We start from the raw sequence: 20,635 nt of genomic DNA, 5'->3' as shown, positions 1-20,635 counted from the left end.
CTCTCTATGTAAAAGAAGCGGCTGCTACAAAGCTAAGGACAGACATCGCCCTTTGTAAAGCTCGGCGCTTTATTTTTCACTTCACCCTTCACGCTTCATCCATAGCAGCACTTCGAGGAATCCATGAATTTAAACATCACCCTAGATCCGATCTTGCTGCGCAGTTTTATTGCCGTGGCCGATACCGGCAGTTTTACCCGTGCCGCAGAAAGCACACACCTCACCCAATCAACGGTCAGCCAACAGGTGCGCAAGCTAGAAGCACAATTTGGCTGCGAGTTATTGCACCGTAAAGGTCGCTACATAACGCCCACCCTTGAGGGCGAGCGCGTGCTCAGCTATGCACGGCGTATCTTGCAGATGATGAACGAAGCCGTGGCCCAAACCAGCGTCAGCGCCGAGCAACAAAAAATTCGTTTAGGCGTACCCGAAGATTTCGCCACCCACGCTATTATGCCCACCCTCGCCGCCTTCTCTAATGAATATCCTGGCATACGGTTAGAAGTAAAAAGCGGCTTATGCAGCGATATTTGGCGAGAATTTCAGCGTGGTGATATGGACCTTGCCTTAGTGAAGCAGCGCCAAGGCAGCGTGCCCGGTTTAGTGAGTTGGCCCGAGCCCTTATGCTGGATTGATAGCCTGCACAGCAATAACCTCGACAGCCAACCCATTCCGCTGGTGACCTTCCCCATCGGCGGCTTATATCGCAGCGAAATGGCCCACACCTTCGACCGCCTCGGCCGCAGCTGGCGACTGGCGTATGTGAGCACCAGTTTGTCTGGCGTATGTTGCGCGGTAGAAGCCGGCTTTGGTATCTCGTTACTGCCACGGCGCTTAGTCACGGCTGAACATCGTATTTTAACCGAGCAAGACGGCCTGCCGCAGGTGCCAGATTTAGAGCTCACCCTACACGCCCAAGACAAACTCTCGGCCCACAGCAAGATTCTCGCCGAGCAGCTGATCAACGCTTGTGATGAGATTTGTCGGCAGTGACTCTTGTGCCCAAATAAAGTCAGTGCCGTTCACATGATACGGTGTTTTGTTGTTGGCACTGTATTTAAGCCGTCCTCCTGACGCAGGTCAGGATCTCGCTTTAGCGTTGGAGCCGAATCGACCACATCTAATCATAATGATTGCACCATTAAGATGAAATCATTATGATTTAGTCATGTTCATTATTGGCTGCCTGCTATGACTCAAGTTTCTGCATCTCAGACACTGGACCTTACTGCTTACCCCCATGCCCAGCGTGAGCGGCTGCGTTTTATCGACTGCTGTTTGCATTATTTTGGCCAGGTGGCGCGCGCCGACTTGCTGCACACCTTTAAAACCGGCCTGGCATCGGGCACTCGTGACTTAGCCCTCTATCGAGAACTGGCTCCTAGCAACCTAACACTGCGCCACGATACCAAGTTGTATTACCGCACCGCCGCTTTTGCTCCATTGTTCGACCATGATCCGCAGTTGCTGCTCGACCAACTCAGCAAGCATGCTTGGCAAGATCTCACCATGGGCCCGAGTCTGAATGGGATTTGTGTAGCGGCTGTGCCCATCACCATGCCCGCCGAGCGGCTATTAGCACCGCTGCTGCTGGCCATTAGCCAACGCCAAGCCATTAGCTGTGATTATGTTTCTTTGTCTTCTGGCCAACAAAGCCGCGAGTTAGTGCCGCATACCTTGGTGAACAACGGCCGGCGCTGGCACGTGCGCGCCTTCGATCGGCGCAGCCAGAGCTTTCGTGACTTCGTACTCACCCGCTTTACTCGCATTCAACCGCTAGACCAAGCAGTAACTGAATGCGAGCAACAGGCACAAGACACCAGTTGGCACCATATTTTGCCGCTCACCTTAATGGCGCATCCTAAATTGCCGTATCCGCAAGCCATCGAGCTCGATTATGGCATGGAGGTAGAGAGCGGCATGGAGGTAGAGAGCGGCATGGAGAGAGAAAAAGGCACGGCACGGCTCACGCTAGCAGTGCGCGAAGCCTTGCTCGGTTATGTGATGCAACAATGGCTGGTCGACTGCTCGCCCAACTATCAACTCAATCCGGCGCAATACCCGCTAGCACTCGCAGATCATCGCCAGCTAGAAGCCATCACTAATAAGGCCCTATTCCCCGGAGCCAGCCTATGAACACCGCCTTAAATTACGATCAGCTCGAGCAATTTAAAGAGCACAGCCTAGCGTTACGGTTATTGCGTTCCCAGCATTTCGCCTTGCTGGCCAGCTTCTTTCATCATGCCTTTATTGCCACCAATCGCCGCAGTATTCCTTATTTAGAGCTGGTGGCCTTGCTAGAGCAGCATCTATTTAATATTACCGACAGCTACGGCGAAGAAAAATTTCCCAAGTCGGCGCGGGCTTATATTGATGATTGGATTAACGTCAAAGGCGGCTATCTGCGTAAATACTTACCGCAGCAGACCGACGAGCCAGAGTGTGACCTGTTGCCAGAGGTTGAAAAAGTACTGCGCTGGCTAGAAGAAATTCAAGGTCGACAGTTTGTGGGTACCGAATCGCGGCTGAAGATGCTGCTCGAGCTAATAGGCGACTTAGTACAAGGCACCAGCGAAGACAGCGCAGCCAAACTGCACACCTTGCAAGCGCGTAAGGCGGAGTTAGAACAAGAGATTATCGCCGTTGAACTGGGCCAAGACAGCGGCTTCTCCGACACTCAGGTGCGCGAGCGGCTATTTCTACTCGCTAATATGTCACGACAACTGCTGGGAGATTTTCGCCAAGTAGAAGCCAACTTTCGCAGCCTAGACAAAGAAACCCGTAAAACCATTAGCCTACGCGGTGGCCATAAAGGCGAGGTGTTGGATCATATCTTTAGCCATCAAGATGTAATTGATGACTCCGACGAAGGGCAATCCTTTAGTGCGTTTTTTGAGTTACTCATGACCCCGCAGTTGCGCGATAGTATGCGCCACAACCTACAACAGCTGCTTAGCCAAGAACAAGGCCGGATATTAGTGCAGCAAGACTCGCTGCTGAGTCACCTTTATAGTTATCTGCTGGAGGCCGGTGCCAAGGTTCACGGTACTCGCCAACAAATTACCGACCAGCTGCGCCGCTATATTCAGGAGCAATCTCAAGATAACCGCCGCATTATCGAGCTGATCCACGACTTTGAAGCCCTCGCCCATCAACGTCTTTCACATCAAGAGAGTGACCAACAGCTCATCGACCTTAAAGCCGATCTGGCCTGCATAGCGGGCAACCAAGCGGCCATTAATCCTATTTTTAGCCGCCAGCTTTATCAAGATAAAGGCAGTGAGCACATTAACTCCCAGCCAGAATTAGGCGACGCCAGCGAGCAGGTTGATCTGACGCCATTGCTCGCCATCAGTCACATTGATGAGTGGCAGCTACAACGTCAAATCAGCCAATGCTTACTCGATAACGGCGGCCAAACAACTTTGGCCCAAGTGATAGCCCGCCATCCGTTGCGCTATGGGCTAGATGAACTCCTTACCTATCTTAAGCTCGCCTGCGAGCAAGTATTGCCGGCTCATATCGACGAACAACAAGAGCAAGCCATTAGCTGGCAGCCAGAGCCTGGGCTCACACGCACCCTACATATTCCTACCATTACTTTTATTCGGAGTCGTTGAGATGTCAGATATTTTAGCCAGCCATGCTTTTTCTGAACAAGCCCAACTCGACCAGTCGACCTTGTTGATCCGCTTACTGAAAGGCCCGGTATATAGATCTCGTCATCGCGACTTGTGGGAGCAGTTATTGCGCGACCAACAAGTGATCCGCGACTACTTTCAGCATCTTGGCTTAGGGCTAACGCTGGATAATAGCGAAGGCTATGCTTTTTTAGCGCAACTGCAGTTTGAGAGTGAAGACTCTGAGCTACCGCGGCTGATCACTCGGCGCAGCCTGACTTTTATACAAACCCTGTTGTTAGTGGCGCTGCGTAAACGGTTGGCCGAGCACGACGATGAAGAAAGCGCACCCCGGCTTATCGTAAGCCGCCAAGAAATTTACCAGTGGCTGCAGCCTTACAGCCCAGAGGTCAGCAACGAGCTAAAACAACAACGCGAATACGATGCCTTGATCAAAAAAGTCGCCGAGATGGGCTTTTTAAGCAGCATCGCCAATCTGCCCGACGACTTCGAAGTGCAACGCATCATCAAAGCCTTTGTTAATGCCGAACAAATTGCCGAATTTACAGTCTTACTAACGCCAGCGCAGGAGCAAAAAGATGACTGATACCCAACTGACTCATGCCAGCGCAGATACCGATGTTGATACGCATATCGGTGCCTTAACGGGTTTTCGATTGCAGCAATTTGAAGTGTTAAATTGGGGCACTTTCGATCAAAAAATTTGGCAGCTTAACTTGGCCGGCCATAACAGCCTACTCACCGGCAACATTGGCAGCGGCAAGTCCACACTGGTCGATGGCCTCACCACATTGCTAGTGCCACCCCGTAGTTTGGCGTTTAATAAAGCCGCCGGTGCCGAGAATAAAGAGCGCTCTCTTGAGTCTTACTTTCACGGCTATTACACCTCCCAGCAAGATGATTACGGCAAAGCCAAAGCCGTGGGTTTGCGCGGTTCAGATCATTACAGCGTATTAGTGGCACGGTTTCACTCCACGGCATTAGCGCAAGATGTGACCCTAGCACAGGTGTTTTGGTTAAAGCCCGGTGAGCGTAAAGTAGAGCGCTTCTTCGTGGTGGCACCCTCTACACTAAGGCTGGCCAGTCACTTCGCCAACTTTGGCAGCAAGATCGTCGATCTCAAAAAGAACTTGCGTAAACAGGCTGGCATCGAGATTTTTGATAGCTTTGCACCCTACCGACAATGTTTTAGCAAGCTACTAGGCTTAGGCGCCGATGGCCGCGCACTGGAGCTGTTTAACCAAACGATTTCCATGAAATCGGTGGGTTCGGTAACGGATTTTGTGCGGCAAAATATGCTCACCGCCCCCGAGATAGAAAAACAAATCGTTGAGCTAGAAAGCAACTATGATGCCCTAAAACGGGTGCACGATGCGGTAGTGGCGGCGCGACAAAAAGTCAGTTTACTGGAACCGGTTAGCCTACTGGGTAATGACTCGCTAAGTGCAGCACAAGAAAAAGAGCACTTCAATCAAAGCCGCGAGCTCAGCGAGGTGTTTATGGCCAGCCTAGCGGTGCCCTTGTATCAGAAACGGCTCCAGCAAAAACGGCTCGACCAAGACAAAGCCCTGCTCAAACGGCAACAACTTGGCGAACAATTAAGCCAACATCAGTTACAAATTGAACAGTTAACCGAAGATGTGCGCAGCCAAGGCGGCGGCCGATTACAACAATTAACCACCGACATCCAACGCCTCGGCAAAGAGCGCAATCAACGTAAAAGCAATCACGACCGCTACCAACTGTTGGTGCGCGCCTTAGGCTTAACTGAATTGCTAGAGAGTGACACCTTCGTCACCAATATGGCCCAAGCTAAAGCGCATGTGGAGCAGATAGGTCAGCAGCAAGATCAAGCAGAACAACAAAGAGATGAGCTAAAACAAACGATTAATCAGCAGCAGTTGCAACAAGGCGCGCTCAATGACGAGCTCACCGCACTGAAAAAGCGGCAATCCAATCTGCCACTACGCCAGTTAAGGATCCGCGAACAACTCTGCACTGCGCTAAATATCGCCGAAACTGAGCTGCCTTTTGTTGGTGAGTTGCTGCAAATCAAGCCGAATGAACAAGTCTGGCAAGGCGCCATAGAGCGCGTGTTACATAACTTTGCGCTCAGCCTGTTAGTGCCCGAGCATTTGTATGTGTCGGTCAGTGATTTTATTGAACAAACTAAACTGGGTTCACGCTTGGTCTATCACAGAGTCAAAACGCTTAACTCTCATTTGCCCGTGCAATCCGAGCCAGATCAACTACCCAGCAAGGTTGAAATTAAACCCGATAGCCCGCTCTACGCTTGGTTAGATAAAGAGCTGAGCGAGCGCTTTAATTATCAGTGTTGTGCCAATGTGGCAGACTTTCGTCGCAGCCACAAAGGCCTGACCACTCAGGGTCAAATAAAATCGGGCCCTTCTCGGCATGAAAAAGACGACCGCTACGCCATTAACGACCAAAGCCGTTATGTACTGGGCTGGAGCAACAAGCAAAAGATCCAGCTATTAAGCAGCCAATTGCAGCAACTTCAGCAGGCCATAGCCGCATTAGATACCCAACTGAGCCAACATCAACAGCAGCGCGAGCAGCTCGACGAGTTACGCCGCCAAGCTTTAAATCTGGCGGAGTTTGATCTCGACTTCGAACAACTTAACTGGCCGCAATTAGCGCAACAAATTGAGCAACTAGAGCAGGAATATCGGCTGCTCGAACAATCGTCAGACCAATTGCAAACTCTGCAGAAAAACCTGCAAGCGGCCAAAACCAGCCTCGTCGCACTGCAAGAGCAACGAGATGAGCGATTAACCGAATGCGGTAAACTCAGCAATGAAATTGAATCGCTCAGCAAAGTGTTAGCCGAGCATGAAGCTCAGCTGCACGCCTTATCCGATACAGCCAAAGAGCAGTACTTCCCGAGTTTGAGCGCCTTATTTCGCCAATATGGTGCCCACGACAACCTGCGCATCGACATGCTGGCTAACCAAGGCAGCCTGCTGCGCACTAAGTTAAATGACAGAATTCAGAGTCTAGAGAAAAAGCGTAACAACAAAGAAAGCCAGATGATCGCAGCCATGGCCCAGTTTGGTCACGCCTTCCCTAATGATGTCACCGAGCTCGATCAAAGCCTGGCCGCATTAGCGGAATATCAGGCGTTATTAAGCCAGTTGCAACAAGAAGACTTGCCGCGTCACGAAGCCCGTTTTAAGAAGATGCTCAACCAAGACACCATTCGCGCCATGGCACTGTTTCGCAGTCAGCTCGACCGCCAAGAAGAAGACATTGCCGCGCGCATTCGCCTCATCAACCAGTCACTACACGAGCTGGACTATCAAGATGGAACCTATATCGAAGTGGATGGCGTGACCTCACCGGATGTAGAGATCCGCGAATTTAAGCAACGACTGAAGCAATGCGTGGAATATGCCACCGACGACAACCTGTATTCGGAACAGAAATTTGAGCAGGTTAAAAGCTTGATTGAGCAAATGCGCAACGATCCAAAATGGACCAAAAAAGTAGTAGATGTACGCTATTGGCAGCTATTTAACGTGATTGAACGCTTTCGTGAAGATAATAGTGAAAAAGAATGCTACTCAGATTCTGGGGGTAAGTCTGGTGGCCAAAAAGAAAAGCTCGCCTACTCCATTCTGGCCGCCGCCATCTTGCTGCAATACCGATTGGTTGGCCAAGAGGCTCAACAAACATCAGCAGGTCAACAGCAGCGCCGCTTTAACTTGGTGGTTATCGACGAAGCCTTCGCTCGTGGCTCGAAAGACAGCACCCGTTTTGGCCTAGAGTTATTTAAAAAACTGGGTCTGCAACTGCTGCTGGTTACGCCATTACAGAAACTCGATATTATCGAACACTATGTGCAACATGTGCACTTCGTCGATCAGCAGCAAAATCGCTCTATCGTGCTCAACATGACCATAGCAGAATACCGCCAACAGCTAGATCAGCATCAGCAGCAATTACAACCTTACAACCAGATGACCCGGGAGATAAGCTAGCTCTATGTTGGATGTTAAGGCCATTCGCCACAAGCTAAGTAAACAATGGCAGCGCTTAGGTTGGCACCAAGCTTGGCTGGAGGAGACGCTGAGCTTTCCCTACCAGATTAAGCTCCCTCGCCTCAGCGACAAGCAGTTGCTGCATGACTTTGCCTTATATCAGCGCCAATTGTTGCAATTGCGTAATGAGCTCAGCACAGCTAAAGAGGTGGCGCTCATTGAGCAAGAGTTTCAATTCTCGACCATGGGCCGCCAGCGCTTACCGGTGGCCATCGAGTTCGCCAACATGGAGGCACTGGCGCGTTTTGTCGGTCAACTGCAACCTTGGCGACACTTCGTTGCCGACTGCAAACTGATCGGCGACGGTTTCCCGCAACTCACGCCATGGTTAGCGCAAGCAACGGCTACCATTGGCAAATACGCTGGTCGTTGGCCACAACTACTGGCAGTGTGTCGTTATCTGGTAAACCAGCCACGGCCAGGCCTTTATATCCGCCAACTCGATATCTCAGGTGTGGACAGCAAATTTATTGAAGCCCACAAAGCCATTCTTAAAGTGTTACTCGACCAACTGCTGCCCGCCACAGCGATTGATGAAGGCGTTAATGGCCTGAGAGAGCACGGTTTCGAGAAACGCTACGGCCTTAATTACGAGCAGCCCACAGTCAGTTTTCGCCTGCTCGATCCCGCTCTTGCGGCCGAGCTAGGTGGCCTTGATGAGCTGAGTATTCCGCTGAGCGCCTTTAGCAAGTTAGATCTATTACTCGACCGGGTATTTATTACCGAAAATAAAGTGAACGGCTTGGCCTTTCCGGGCGTGCGCAACGCCTTAGTGATCTACGGCCTAGGTTATGGCGTGCAAATGCTGCAGCACCTGCCTTGGTTGGCAAATTGTCGTATTCATTATTGGGGAGATATCGACAGCCATGGCTTTGCCATGCTCTCGCAGTTACGTAGCTATTTTCCGCACACACAATCACTACTGATGGACAACGATACTCTAGCGCACTGTCGCCCACTATGGGGAGTGAGACCAAACCTCACTCTGCAATGCAGCTACCGCACCTAAACGAAACTGAACAGCAGCTCTATCAACAACTCAAACAACATCACTGGCAACCTAACCTGCGCCTAGAACAAGAGAGAATCCCTTTCTCGTTACTACAAGCCGCACTGGCTCACTTACCTTGAAAAACTAGGGTGCGCCCTCAATTATGCCAGCCAGATGACTAGGGCGCGTTCTCATTTGACGCTTCGGCTGCATTAGCTACCTTTATAGTATTTGAAGTAACTACTTGTGAGGTAACGACTTATGAGGCATTACTTGCTACGAGATGATCAATGGGAGTGCATCGAAGAACTGCTCCCGGGTAAAGCTAGCGATAGAGGCGTGACAGCACTCGATAATCGCAAATTTGTTGAAGCGGTACTTTGGATTGCTCGAACTGGCGCACCTTGGCGGGATTTACCTGATTTTTATGGGCATTGGCACCGCGTTTACGTCCGATATAGTCGTTGGTCTCACAAAGGCGTCTGGCTCACGATAATGGAGGAGTTATCCAAAGAAGCTGATTTTGAGCAACTCATGATCGACGGTAGTATCGTTCGTGTCCATCAACATGGGGCGGCTAAAAAAAAGAGCAAGATGCAGAAGCCATGGGGAAGTCTAGAGGTGGACTAACGACTAAAATCCATGCTGCCGTTGACGCTTTAGGCAACCCCGTGCGCTTACTGTTAACCCTAGGGCAGGCCTCAGAATATGATCAAGCAGAGGCATTGTTGGATGGTTTTACGCCTAGCCAGGTCTTGGCTGACAAGGGTTATGATTCAGATGCGTTTGTTGAAAGTATTCAAAGTGTTGGAGCAGAAGCGGTTATACCCTCAAGAAAAAATCGATTGGAGCCAAGGCCGTTGGATCGTCATGTTTATAAAGATCGCAACTTGGTTGAGCGTTTCTTCCAAAAGTTGAAGCAATTTCGTCGTATAGCAACTAGGTACGAACGACTGGCAAAAAATTACCAGTCAATGTTGAGCCTCGTGTCAGCCGTTATCTGGCTGGCATAATTGAGAACGCACCCTAGGCATTAGCTACCTTTATAGTATTTGAAGTAACTACTTGTGAGGTAACGACTTATGATGCATTACTTGCTACGAGATGATCAATGGGAGCGCATCGAAGAACTGCTCCCGGGTAAGCTAGCGATAGAGGCGTGACAGCACTTGATAATCGCAAATTTGTTGAAGCGGTACTTTGGATTGCTCGAACTGGCGCACCTTGGCGGGATTTACCTGATTTTTATGGGCATTGGCACCGCGTTTACGTCCGATATAGTCGTTGGTCTCACAAAGGCGTCTGGCTCACGATAATGGAGGAGTTATCCAAGGAAGCTGATTTTGAGCAACTAATGATCGACGGTAGTATCGTTCGTGTCCATCAACATGGGGCGGCTAAAAAAAGAGCAAGATGCAGAAGCCATGGGGAAGTCTAGAGGTGGACTAACGCTTAGAGATTCCCTCATTTTTATTGCTTAAATAACACCGAAGATCCGCTTGTATAATCGATATTGAGACAAGTAGTAGGAGAATTTCTTCATTAACTTGATGGCATTCTCCTCTTTCATCTTCGGTAGCATTTGATAATAAATGCACCCTTGCCGAAAGAAAGAGTAGGTGCGTGTTTTGCTGGTATTGGCTTTAATTGTCTTCTCCAATCCAGCAGCGTCACCGGCTTTACCTAGGAAAGTCAGCAACACAATCGTTAAGGCGCTGAACAAGAATAAACGGTCGCGTCGCGTGGTTGACCTAATGTGCGTATCGGACATTCCCATGCCGAATTTATAGTCCTTTATGTCACGAAAGCTGCACTCAATCCCCCAGCGTTTACCATAGAGTTTGAGGGCATTGGCAGCACTTAGGTCTCGGCGATTACTTGCTAAAAACCACGCTTCTTTCATACCTGCTTTCTTACAGCAAAATACCCGCGCAACCGGTTGGCGGTGAGTGGTCAGCTCTATGTCTTTCAGTGTACGAACACGGCCACTCGGTGTGAGCCACTGCTTCGCTGGGGTTAGCTTTTCGCCGACAGGGCAGAGCAAAATATTTCCTTTAAAACGAATGAGGTAGCTGAATCCTAACGCATCTTCCAGTAGGGCGAACAACGCCGTATCTCCAAAACCGCGGTCGGCAACGACGGTAACAGAAACATCGTCTGGCATGCTATTTTTTAGCTTCAGCAACAGCTCATCTTCATGGGCATTACGTTAACCTTTTAGCTGTAATTTCTGATGGGTTTTCCAGAGCAGTGGCGTGTTGCGACCATGGTTAGTCTGCATGCTGATAACGATGCTGCTATGATCATCGGCATCGAACTCCGTCCAGTCCATGGAGACCACGATTTCTTTACGCTCGGCCACCACATAAGGCACCCAATCATCGAATAATGACCACACGTTGAGTTTGCTGTTACTCAATAAGCGGTCAACTTGTTTGATGGCATATTTACGCTCTAACCCATTTGCTTGTGCGAGACCATTACCGATTGCATGAATGGCCAACGAGCTAGATTCAATAACACCTTGAGTCGCATTAGCTAATGAAAGTACCCACTTTGCATGCATATCTTGGCCAAAGATGTCATCGAGGTGTTCGGATATAGTATCGCGGGTAATAATGGGCTGCCGTGTTGTCGAGTTTGGTATCAAGGCAGGTATTTTACCCGCGAAGCCACGCCAGCTCTAGTTCTTATGAGGGGATGGCTAAGGGACTAACGACTAAAACCCATGCTGCCGTTGACGCTTTAGGCAACCCCGTGCGCTTACTGTTAACCCTAGGGCTGGCCTCAGAATATGATCAAGCAGAGGCATTGTTGGATGGTTTTACGCCTAGCCAGGTCTTGGCTGACAAGGGTTATGATTCAGATGCGTTTGTTGAAAGTATTCAAAGTGTTGGAGCAGAAGCGGTGATACCCTCAAGAAAAAATCGATTGGAGCCAAGGCCGTTGGATCGTCATGTTTATAATGATCGCAACTTGGTTGAGCGTTTCTTCCAAAAGTTGAAGCAATTTCGTCGTATAGCAACTAGGTACGAACGACTGGCAAAAAATTACGAGTCAATGTTGAGCCTCGTGTCAGCCGTTATCTAGCTGGCATAATTGAGAACGCACCCTAGCTTGTTCGTGCTATGTTTATCTTTTACCCTTCACACTTTACTCCTCACGCGCCCTTTCTCGGCTGACAACGCGGGCAGAACACAGTGCTGCGCCCGCCCATGCGGATTTCTTGCAATAAGCCGCCACAAGCGCCGCAGGGCTGTTCAGCGCGGCCGTACACTTGTAATTCTTGCACGAAATAGCCGGGTTTGCCGTCACTGCCGGTAAAGTCTTTCAGCGTGGTGCCACCCTGCGTGATGGCGCGGGCTAATACTAGCTTGATCTCGGTAGTCAAAGCCGCATATTGCTGCTGCGTCACTTGATTGGCAGGCAATTCCGGATGAATTCCGGCGCTAAACAAGGACTCGTTAGCATAAATATTACCGACCCCCACCACCACATGGTTATCCATGATGAATTGCTTCACGGCAATTTTCCGTTTCAGGCTGCGTTCAAAGAGATGATCCCCATGAAAGTCATCAGTCAGGGGTTCAGGCCCTAATTTCGCCAGCAATGCATGCTGTTCGGCGGGCTCTCGGGTCCATAACACGCAGCCAAAACGGCGCGTATCATTAAAGCGCAGCAACTTGCCATTACTCAGCTCAATGTCTACATGGTCGTGCTTACCGGGCGGGGTGCCGTGATCCAGTATGCGTAAATTACCCGACATGCCTAAGTGTAAGATGGCCGTGCCCCAATCGGTTTCCAGCAATAAATACTTGGCACGCCGGCGCACGCCGGTAATGGGTAAGCTCACCATTTCTTGCAGCTCGCTGGGCACCGGCCAACGTAAGCTCGGATTGCGTACCACTATCCGCATCACAGTTTCGCCCAACATAAAGGGAGTGATACCTTGGCGGCTGACTTCAACTTCGGGTAACTCTGGCATTCAAGTTCTCCTTATCGGCTGTAGCGCAGTATATCTAAGATAACGGACATAAAAAAACCCAGCCGAAGCTGGGTTTTTTTTAAAGAGAGCAAAATCTATTTGATTTTGCCTTCTTTGTACATTACATGCTGACGAACAACGGGATCAAATTTCTTGATTTCCATTTTTTCAGGCATGTTGCGCTTGTTCTTGGTCGTAGTGTAGAAATGACCAGTACCAGCACTTGAGTTCAGGCGGATCTTCTCGCGAATACCTTTAGCCATCGGTTAACTCCTTAAACTTTTACGCCATTGGCACGCAGGTCTGCTAAGACGCTGTCGATACCTTTTTTGTCGATAATACGCATACCTTTAGTGGTAATGCGCAGTTTTACAAAACGCTTCTCGCTCTCAACCCAAAAGCGGTGGCTTTGCAGGTTAGGCAGGAAACGACGCTTGGTAGCGTTATTGGCGTGCGAGCGGTTGTTACCAACAGCTGGTCGCTTACCAGTTACTTGGCATACTTTAGACATGTCAGTCTTCTCCAAATCTTACTATTTGCTCGAGCAATTAATCACCCCGTTGGCCGTCTATCGGGGCAAAATAAGGCGGCAATTTATACAGTATACCGAGCCCAAGATCAACAAAAAGCCAAAAAATGCAGCAATTTATAGCCAACCGCGCTCGGCAAACGAGACGGTTTCGCCGTCTCCCACCACTAAATGATCTAATACGCGAATATCCAGCAACCCTAGGGCGGCTTGAATACGTTCAGTAATTAAACGATCGGCATGACTGGGCTCGGCGACCCCGGACGGATGATTATGCACCAAAATCACCGCCGCGGCACCCCGTTTCAGCACTAGAGAGACGATTTCTCGCGGATAAACTGCCGCGGCGTCCAAAGTACCGAAAAATAACTCATTAAACTCAATAACCCGGTGCTGATTATCAAGCAGTAATAATGCGAATACCTCTCGCGCCTGATCTCGCAACCGCGACTGTAAAAACATTCGTGTCAGCTCAGGGTTGGTAAGGGCGTTAGCCCGCATCAGCTTTTCATCTAAAAAGCGGCGCATCAGCTCTTGGCTAGCCTGCAATTGCACATATTTTGCTAAACCCAAACCAGGCTTTTCACAAAAACTTTGCTGATCGGCCAGCAGTAGTTGTCTTAGTGAACCAAATTGCTCCAATAAGGCGCGCGCTAAGCTCACCGCATCCATGCCTTTGGTACCGGTACGTAAAAATATCGCCAATAATTCTGCATCGGATAAGCTGCTTGGCCCGCGGCTCAATAGTTTTTCTCGGGGCCGCTCGCCTAACGGCCAATTTTTAATGCTCATCACCACCTCCTTGTCGTAATGAATCATCGGCTATAAACGCTGGGAGTATCGATTTAGGGTCGCGGGGCCGATTAGCTCTAAGACTAGCCTAAAGCCCGAGAGAGACCGCCACCGGCAATTTTTTATGATAATCTTGCCGCTCGGTCAGCAGGGGAAAAACAGTGATGTCATTAGTAGGAAAACGTATTTTAATCGGCGTGAGCGGCGGTATTGCGGCCTATAAAAGTGCCGAGCTGGTACGCCGACTTAAAGAGCGCCATGCCCAAGTAAGAGTGGTCATGACCGACTCCGCCAAGGCCTTTATCACGCCGCTCACCCTGCAAGCCGTCTCCGGCGAGCCGGTGTCTGATGCCTTGCTCGACCCCGCCGCCGAAGCGGGCATGGGCCATATTGAGTTGGCCAAATGGGCCAACTTAATACTGATCGCACCAGCCAGCGCCAATACCTTAGCGCGACTGACCGCAGGGCTGGCCGATGATTTACTCACCACCTTGTGCTTAGCTACACCGGCACCCTTGGCGGTGGCGCCCGCCATGAATCAGCAGATGTATCGCCACGCGGCCACTCAGCACAACCTGAGCGTATTGCATGAGCGACACGTGAACATTTGGGGCCCTGCGCAAGGTGTACAAGCCTGTGGCGATGTGGGACCAGGGCGCATGTTAGAACCCATGGAGTTGGTGGCTTTAATCGAGCAGCATTTTTTGCACTCAGATTCTTTGCATGCAGATTTATTGCCGCCCACCGGCCAACTTCTAGCGGGCCTTAAGCTGATGCTTACCGCAGGCCCCACCCGCGAAGCATTAGATCCGGTGCGTTTTTTGTCTAATCACAGCTCAGGAAAAATGGGCTTCGCACTGGCGGCCGCTGCCCATGCGCTGGGTGCAGAAGTCACCTTAGTGACCGGCCCTGTAGCCTTAGCTACCCCTGCAGGCGTAACCCGCATCGATGTAGAAAGTGCCGTGCAAATGCAGGCCGCCGTGATGCAGAACATTGCGCAGCAGCAAATTTTTATCGCCTGCGCCGCCGTGGCCGATTACGCGCCCAAAACGGTATCCAGCCACAAGATTAAAAAAACCAGCGATGACACGCTAGTCATAGAACTGACCAAAAACCCCGATATAGTGGCGGGCGTGGCGGCCTTGGCCGATAAGCCCTTTACGGTCGGGTTTGCTGCCGAGACCCAAGATGTAGAAACTTATGCGCGCGATAAGCTCAGCCGCAAAAAATTAGATATGATAGCCGCCAATAACGTGGCGCTGGCTGGCCAAGGCTTTAATAGTGATGACAATGCGCTCAGCGTATTCTGGTCCAGCGGCCACGTGGATTTACCGCTCACCAATAAAACTCAATTAGCACACCATCTTCTTACCCTAATAGCAGAACGATATTATGACTCCCATTGAACTGAAAATTCTTGACCCTAGAGTGGGCACCGACCTTCCCCTGCCCGCCTATGCCACCCCTGGCTCTGCTGGGCTGGATTTGCGCGCCTGTTTAGATGCACCGCTCACGCTCGCGCCCGGTGAAACGCAGTTATTGCCAACCGGCATGGCGATTCATATTAAAGACCCTAATCTCTGCGCCACCATTTTACCGCGCTCAGGATTGGGCCATAAACACGGCATAGTGCTCGGTAATTTAGTGGGCTTGATTGACTCTGACTATCAAGGTCAGTTAATGGTATCTTGCTGGAACAGAGGGAACGCATCATTCACCATAGAGCCCGGTGAGCGCATCGCTCAACTGGTTATTTTGCCGGTGGTGCAAGCCCAATTTACACTCGTTAATGAGTTTGACCAAAGCGAACGGGGAGAAGGCGGTTTCGGCTCTTCTGGTCGCCAATAATCGAGTAAGCACCGCTATGATCACACCTCAACCAAAAGTAAATCGCCGCGAGCAAATTCTCCAAGCTTTGGCTCATATGCTGGAAGCAAGCCCCGGACAGCGCATCACTACGGCAAAACTTGCTGCCGAAGTGGGCGTGTCTGAGGCGGCCTTATATCGACATTTTCCTAGCAAGGCACGGATGTTCGAGGGGCTAATCGACTTTATCGAAGAAACGCTGTTCTCGCGTGTCAACCTGATCTTGCACGATGAAAAAGACAGCGCTCTGCGACTGCGTTACATCATGCAGTTGATTTTAGGCTTTTGTGAGCGTAACCCAGGTATTACTCGCCTACTCAATGGCGATGCCCTGCAAGGCGAGCACGAGCGTTTGTTAGCCCGCATTAATCAACTGTTTGAGCGCCTTGAAACCCAGTTCAAGCAAGTGATGCGTGAGCGCAAGTTATACGAAGGAGAAGGGTTTGCTGCCGATGAGAAAGTATTAGCCAACCTACTGCTGGCTTATCTTGAGGGACGCATTAATCAATATGTGCGCAGCCAATTTCGCACTAAGCCTACGCTCTACTTTGAGGATCATTGGCAACTGCTACTGATGCAGATCACTCCCGTCGCCGCTGAATAACACCACATATATTAAGCGATGCCATTCATCACTTACCTCGAGTGTTATTGACTGGCATCACCAAGCAGAGAAAGCACATGGACACTAATACCCTGACCCCAGAAGTCATTAACCAAGCTCAAAGCTGGATAATCAACAACCAAAGCTTGTTACTTAGCTACGGCGTTAATATCGTCGCCGCTATTATCACCTTAACGATCGGCTTTATGCTGGTGAGAACCCTGACCAATGGCGTCAACTCACTGCTGAAGAAACGCAATGTTGATAATACGATTTCTGACTTTATTACCAGCATGATCAAATATGCCTTGCTGGCATTTGTGATCATCGCCGCCCTTGGCCGAGTGGGCGTACAAACTGCGTCTTTTGTGGCCATTATTGGTGCCGCTGGTTTAGCGGTTGGTTTGGCCTTACAGGGCTCTTTATCCAACTTTGCCGCCGGCGTAATGCTGATTGGTTTTCGGTTTTTTAAAGCCGGTGATTACATAGAAGCGGCAGGTACTGCAGGGACAGTACGTTCGGTACAAATATTTACCACTATTTTGATGACGGCCGATAACCGCATGATAGTAGTGCCCAACGCTAAAATCTTAAATGATAAAATCATTAATGTGTCCAGAGAGAAAACCCGCCGCCTCGACTTAGAAATAGGCGTGTCTTACAGTGCCGATTTAAAGTTAACCAAAGAGGTATTGGAGCGCATTATCAACGAAGACCCACGGGTACTGCCAGAGCCCGCACCGCGTATTGCAGTCAGTAACTTGGGCGCCTCTTCGGTCGATATAATTGTGCGCCCTTGGGTGAATGCCACAGATTACTGGGCATTGAAATTCGATTTGCTCGAGAAAATTAAAAACGAGTTAGATGCCAATAACATCGGCATTCCGTTCCCGCAAATGGACGTACACCTGATCAAAAGTGACGTCGCATAAGGTTTAGCCCTGAGATAAAGCCGCTAAAAAAAGCGGCTTTTTTTTCGCGCATTACTTTTATACTGCTCGACATTTTATCGCCTAGGTGCCTCATGACTTCATCGCTCATTCGTCTCGTCTTTCGTCTCACTTGGCTCACTATGTTGTGGCTGGCCCTTATTTTTTTAAGTGCCCGCTACTTTATGTTCAGCCTGTTCACTACGGCCGCCGCGTTAGCCAACTACGGTCAAGACGTGCAACGCATGTGGTTTACCGGCCTTAGGTACGATTTACGTATCGCCGGTATAGCATTAGCCCCTTTGCTACTCAGCGGATTATTATTGGCCTCTTGGCAGGGAAGCTGGCAATGGTGGCGGCGCTGTGCGCCCTCTTTTATCGGTTTAATTAGCTTGATCGCTGCTGGCGCTGCCATTGGTAACTTTTACTACTACCAAACTTACCATCAGCATTTTAACGTATTTGCCTTCGGCTTATTTGAAGATGATACCCAAGCCGTTTTAGCCAATATGAACCAAGACTACCCAGTCATCAAAGCCAGTTTAGTGGCCTTACTATTAAGTATAATTCCCAGTGTGCTGGCGTATCTTCAGCTGCGAAGGGTTAAAGTAATGCGTCCTTGGCCCTGGCCGACATTAGTGGTGTATAGCTTCATTTGCATCAGCTTGGTATTTATCTTGGCTCGCGGCAGTGTCGGCACTTTTCCTCTGCGCCGCGCGAACGCCCAAGTTTCAGAGCTTACGGTACTCAATCAGCTGACACCTAATGCCGTGATGGCACTGAGCTGGGCTTCGAAAGATAGGAAGCTAGATGTAGCCTTTACTCCTGCTAGCTCGCAACAAGGTAAGCAATTACTACAGACTTTAAACTTTGCTTCGCTCGATGATCATACCTTGCCCAATGACTATTTAACGGAGCATCCACCGCACGTAGTATTAGCGTTAATGGAAAGCTTAGGCACCAATATGTTGGCTTTTGATGATCAACATCATAATGATTTATTGGGCCGCCTCCGACCGCACTTCACCCAAGACTTCTTATTTAAGCGCTTCTTGTCCCAAGACAATGGCACGGCCCCCTCACTGGCAGCACTATTTTTTAATAGCCCAGTGCAAAGCATTAGCCACTCTTCTGCGCAGGGTATTGATCTTGATACGCCTTTCGATATTTATAAAAAAGCCGGTTATCGCAATATTTTTATCTCGCCCGGTAATATGATGTGGCGCAACCTGGTGAACTACTTGCCTCTGCAAGGAGTAGATCAGGTGTTTGATCAAAATGCTTTATTAGCTCGCTATCCAGAGGCCGCACAATATTTGACCGCCTGGGGACTGCCGGATGAATATGCCTACCGTTTAGCGGAAACCTTACTCGCCGAGTCAGAACAACCATTATTTATCAGTATTTTAAGCGTGACTAATCACCCGCCTTATGTGACACCCGATACCTATCAGCCAAGCCCAATTACAGTATCAGAGAAGTATCAAAAACATGCGGAAGACGGCGCGATAGAACAACTCAATATTTTAACGACCTTCCAATACGCCACCGATGCCTTAGGCGGCTTTATCAATCATGTAAAAGATTCAGAGTTAGGTGAGCGTACTGTAATTGCTGCTACGGGCGATCACCAAATGCGCCGTATTAAGGCTTTTTATCCTCAAGAACAAGTGCTAGATAGAGCCGTGCCTTTCTACCTATATGTGCCAAAGCCCATCCTAAAACATACCCAATGGCAGTTTGATGAGGAAAGAGTGGGTTCTCATAAAGATATCATGCCCACTTTGTATCATTACAGTTTGTCGCAGCAGCCTTATCTCACCTTAGGTGGACGCAATATGTTGGCCCCGAAAGACGATCCAAGCCGCGCTTTTGGCTATAACGTTTTGCTATGGATTGATGAGCAAGGGGCGTATGTATTAAACGAACCGCCGGTTTTTTATCCTTGGCAAACCGACCAGTCGCTGCAATTAGATAAAAATAAAGGACAAGCGGTTAAGGAGGCTCAGGCAGCTCGATTAGCCGCTTATCCTAAGCTGTTACGCTGGCATATTAACCAGCAAATAAAAGGCAGTGCGCCCTAAGTAATTTAAAAAGCAGTTTGTGAGCGCCCCATAAGCAGCCGAATATTTGTGGTTCCTGCTAGCTTGCTCACCCTTTTGGCTGGACTTACCAAGTTGGCGTTTCATATAATTCCGCCTGCAAATACCGCCCGTACTCCTTGTCAGGTGTCCATTCTGCAAATTAAATGAGTATGAGAATGTATGAGTAAACATCCCAAGCAGCTGCAAAAACTGTTGCTGTTTCAGTTAGCTGGCACGCGCTTATTTGGCTTAGGTACGCTGAAAATTCGCGAAATCATGCCCCTGCCTCGTTTGACCAAACTGCCCAGCAGCCAAAGTACCGTGATTGGTACCGCTACTTTTAGAGGCTCGGCCCTGCCGGTGATAGATATGGCTGCAGCCATCGGCTATGCGCCGTTAACAGTTGAAGAGCGCGCCACCGCGTCTGTGATTGTCACCGACGTGAATCGTAAAGAGATAGGCTTTATGGTGCGCAAGGTGCAGCGCATCGTGGAAACCGACTGGAAAGATGTGTCGCCCCCACCTAAGGCGTTAGGCAAAAACGCCTTTATTACTGGGCTGGTGACCATAGATAGCGACTTGATCCAGCTACTGGATTTAGAGCTGCTGCTGGCCAAAGTTTACCCTGAATCGCTGAATAGCAAAGATGTGCTGCTCAACGATATGGAGGTGGAGACCCTGCGCGGCTTATCTATTTTACTGGTAGATGACTCTATAGTGGCCCGCAAGCAGTTGAGTGATGTATTGGATCGTAAAAACATCGGCTACCAAGTGACCTTTGATGGCAGTGATGCCATGGCGCGCATCTTAGAAGCGCAAGCCAGCGGCAGGCCGATAGACATTCTGGTGAGCGACATTGAGATGCCGGGGCTGGACGGTTACGAGTTGGCTTTTCAAGTGCGTAATAACCCTAACCTGCATCAGCCTTGGATTATTTTGCACTCCTCGCTGAGCAGCGAGATGAGCCTGAGCTATGCGGAGCAAGTCGGAGCCGACAGAGCTTTGACCAAATTTGATGCCCACGAGCTGCTGCACACTATGCTAGGTGCCGCCGCGGTTCGCCAAGCCAACTAGACAGCTACATAAACAAATAGCTAAATAAAAAGGGAAACGCTAAGTTTCCCTTTTTCATGTTCTGAACCCATCCATCAGC

General features: G+C 49.7%; 18 protein-coding genes and 2 pseudogenes. 15 read left to right on the top strand and 5 right to left on the bottom strand.

Features of this window, described 5'->3' with window-relative positions; genetic code table 11:
- Window positions 1-123: 123 nt before the first annotated feature.
- The 8 genes and pseudogenes from CBP31_RS08440 to CBP31_RS15950 all read left to right on the top strand — a co-directional run bounded on the left by CBP31_RS08440 (window position 124) and on the right by CBP31_RS15950 (window position 10,131).
- Window positions 124-993 (top strand): LysR substrate-binding domain-containing protein, encoded by an 870-nt coding sequence (locus tag CBP31_RS08440; RefSeq protein WP_087036306.1) that lies wholly within the window; start codon window positions 124-126, stop codon window positions 991-993.
- Between the two features lie 198 nt (window positions 994-1,191).
- Complete coding sequence (locus CBP31_RS08435) at window positions 1,192-2,136, top strand: WYL domain-containing protein (RefSeq protein WP_087036303.1); 945 nt, start codon at window positions 1,192-1,194, stop codon at window positions 2,134-2,136.
- Window positions 2,133-3,620, top strand: coding sequence for a DUF3375 domain-containing protein (locus CBP31_RS08430; protein WP_087036300.1), 1,488 nt, complete (start codon window positions 2,133-2,135; stop codon window positions 3,618-3,620). Before CBP31_RS08435 ends, CBP31_RS08430 begins: the two co-directional genes overlap by 4 nt.
- A 1-nt stretch (window position 3,621) precedes the next feature.
- On the top strand, window positions 3,622-4,227 hold the full coding sequence (locus tag CBP31_RS08425; RefSeq protein WP_087036298.1) for a DUF4194 domain-containing protein: 606 nt from the start codon (window positions 3,622-3,624) through the stop codon (window positions 4,225-4,227).
- Window positions 4,220-7,642, top strand: coding sequence for an ATP-binding protein (locus CBP31_RS08420; protein WP_087036297.1), 3,423 nt, complete (start codon window positions 4,220-4,222; stop codon window positions 7,640-7,642). The genes CBP31_RS08425 and CBP31_RS08420 overlap by 8 nt, the downstream gene beginning before the upstream one ends.
- Before the next feature lie 4 nt (window positions 7,643-7,646).
- A pseudogene (locus tag CBP31_RS08415) lies at window positions 7,647-8,833 on the top strand (Wadjet anti-phage system protein JetD domain-containing protein).
- 121 nt (window positions 8,834-8,954) lie between these two features.
- A protein-coding gene (locus CBP31_RS08410) for an IS5 family transposase (RefSeq protein WP_407668743.1) occupies window positions 8,955-9,706 on the top strand; the annotation gives its coding sequence in 2 pieces (ribosomal slippage) (window positions 8,955-9,285 and window positions 9,285-9,706; 753 coding nt in all).
- Window positions 9,707-9,852: 146 nt separating this feature from the next.
- Window positions 9,853-10,131: a transposase gene (locus tag CBP31_RS15950; protein ID WP_087036295.1), complete on the top strand. Its 279-nt coding sequence runs from the start codon at window positions 9,853-9,855 to the stop codon at window positions 10,129-10,131.
- 39 nt (window positions 10,132-10,170) lie between these two features.
- Here CBP31_RS15950 and CBP31_RS08400 read toward each other — a convergent pair.
- Window positions 10,171-11,259: pseudogene (locus CBP31_RS08400) on the bottom strand (IS4 family transposase).
- A gap of 134 nt (window positions 11,260-11,393) precedes the next feature.
- Here CBP31_RS08400 and CBP31_RS08395 point away from each other — a divergent pair.
- Window positions 11,394-11,783, top strand: a complete 390-nt coding sequence (locus tag CBP31_RS08395) for an IS5 family transposase (protein WP_087036293.1) — start codon at window positions 11,394-11,396, stop codon at window positions 11,781-11,783.
- Window positions 11,784-11,853: 70 nt separating this feature from the next.
- Here the strand turns inward: CBP31_RS08395 and mutM are convergent, their stop codons facing one another.
- The 4 genes from mutM to radC all read right to left on the bottom strand — a co-directional run bounded on the left by mutM (window position 11,854) and on the right by radC (window position 13,999).
- On the bottom strand, window positions 11,854-12,678 hold the full coding sequence (gene mutM / locus CBP31_RS08390; RefSeq protein ID WP_087036291.1) for a bifunctional DNA-formamidopyrimidine glycosylase/DNA-(apurinic or apyrimidinic site) lyase: 825 nt from the start codon (window positions 12,676-12,678) through the stop codon (window positions 11,854-11,856).
- A 95-nt stretch (window positions 12,679-12,773) separates the two neighbouring features.
- Complete coding sequence (gene rpmG / locus CBP31_RS08385; RefSeq protein ID WP_087036289.1) at window positions 12,774-12,941, bottom strand: 50S ribosomal protein L33; 168 nt, start codon at window positions 12,939-12,941, stop codon at window positions 12,774-12,776.
- Window positions 12,942-12,952: 11 nt separating this feature from the next.
- The gene (gene rpmB, locus CBP31_RS08380; protein WP_087036287.1) at window positions 12,953-13,189 is read right to left on the bottom strand and encodes a 50S ribosomal protein L28; all 237 of its coding nucleotides are present in this window, start codon (window positions 13,187-13,189) and stop codon (window positions 12,953-12,955) included.
- A gap of 135 nt (window positions 13,190-13,324) precedes the next feature.
- Window positions 13,325-13,999, bottom strand: a complete 675-nt coding sequence (radC, locus tag CBP31_RS08375; RefSeq protein ID WP_087036285.1) for a RadC family protein — start codon at window positions 13,997-13,999, stop codon at window positions 13,325-13,327.
- Between the two features lie 164 nt (window positions 14,000-14,163).
- Here radC and coaBC point away from each other — a divergent pair, with 164 nt between their 5' ends.
- The 6 genes from coaBC to CBP31_RS08345 all read left to right on the top strand — a co-directional run bounded on the left by coaBC (window position 14,164) and on the right by CBP31_RS08345 (window position 20,556).
- Window positions 14,164-15,405 carry a bifunctional phosphopantothenoylcysteine decarboxylase/phosphopantothenate--cysteine ligase CoaBC gene (gene coaBC / locus CBP31_RS08370; RefSeq protein ID WP_087036283.1) on the top strand — a complete coding sequence of 414 codons (1,242 nt, stop codon included), beginning with the start codon at window positions 14,164-14,166 and terminating at the stop codon, window positions 15,403-15,405.
- Window positions 15,389-15,847 (top strand): dUTP diphosphatase, encoded by a 459-nt coding sequence (gene dut, locus CBP31_RS08365; RefSeq protein WP_087036281.1) that lies wholly within the window; start codon window positions 15,389-15,391, stop codon window positions 15,845-15,847. The genes coaBC and dut overlap by 17 nt, the downstream gene beginning before the upstream one ends.
- Before the next feature lie 16 nt (window positions 15,848-15,863).
- Window positions 15,864-16,469 (top strand): nucleoid occlusion factor SlmA, encoded by a 606-nt coding sequence (gene slmA / locus CBP31_RS08360; RefSeq protein WP_087036279.1) that lies wholly within the window; start codon window positions 15,864-15,866, stop codon window positions 16,467-16,469.
- 92 nt (window positions 16,470-16,561) lie between these two features.
- Window positions 16,562-17,401 (top strand): small-conductance mechanosensitive channel MscS, encoded by an 840-nt coding sequence (gene mscS / locus CBP31_RS08355; RefSeq protein ID WP_322348438.1) that lies wholly within the window; start codon window positions 16,562-16,564, stop codon window positions 17,399-17,401.
- A 92-nt stretch (window positions 17,402-17,493) separates the two neighbouring features.
- On the top strand, window positions 17,494-19,482 hold the full coding sequence (locus CBP31_RS08350) for an LTA synthase family protein (protein ID WP_087036275.1): 1,989 nt from the start codon (window positions 17,494-17,496) through the stop codon (window positions 19,480-19,482).
- A gap of 180 nt (window positions 19,483-19,662) precedes the next feature.
- Window positions 19,663-20,556 (top strand): chemotaxis protein, encoded by an 894-nt coding sequence (locus CBP31_RS08345; RefSeq protein ID WP_087036273.1) that lies wholly within the window; start codon window positions 19,663-19,665, stop codon window positions 20,554-20,556.
- The last annotated feature ends 79 nt before the right edge of the window (window positions 20,557-20,635 follow it).

The sequence above is a fragment of the Oceanisphaera profunda genome, assembly GCF_002157895.1.
Lineage (GTDB): Bacteria > Pseudomonadota > Gammaproteobacteria > Enterobacterales > Aeromonadaceae > Oceanimonas > Oceanimonas profunda.
This window is presented reverse-complemented; position numbering and strand designations above follow the sequence as displayed.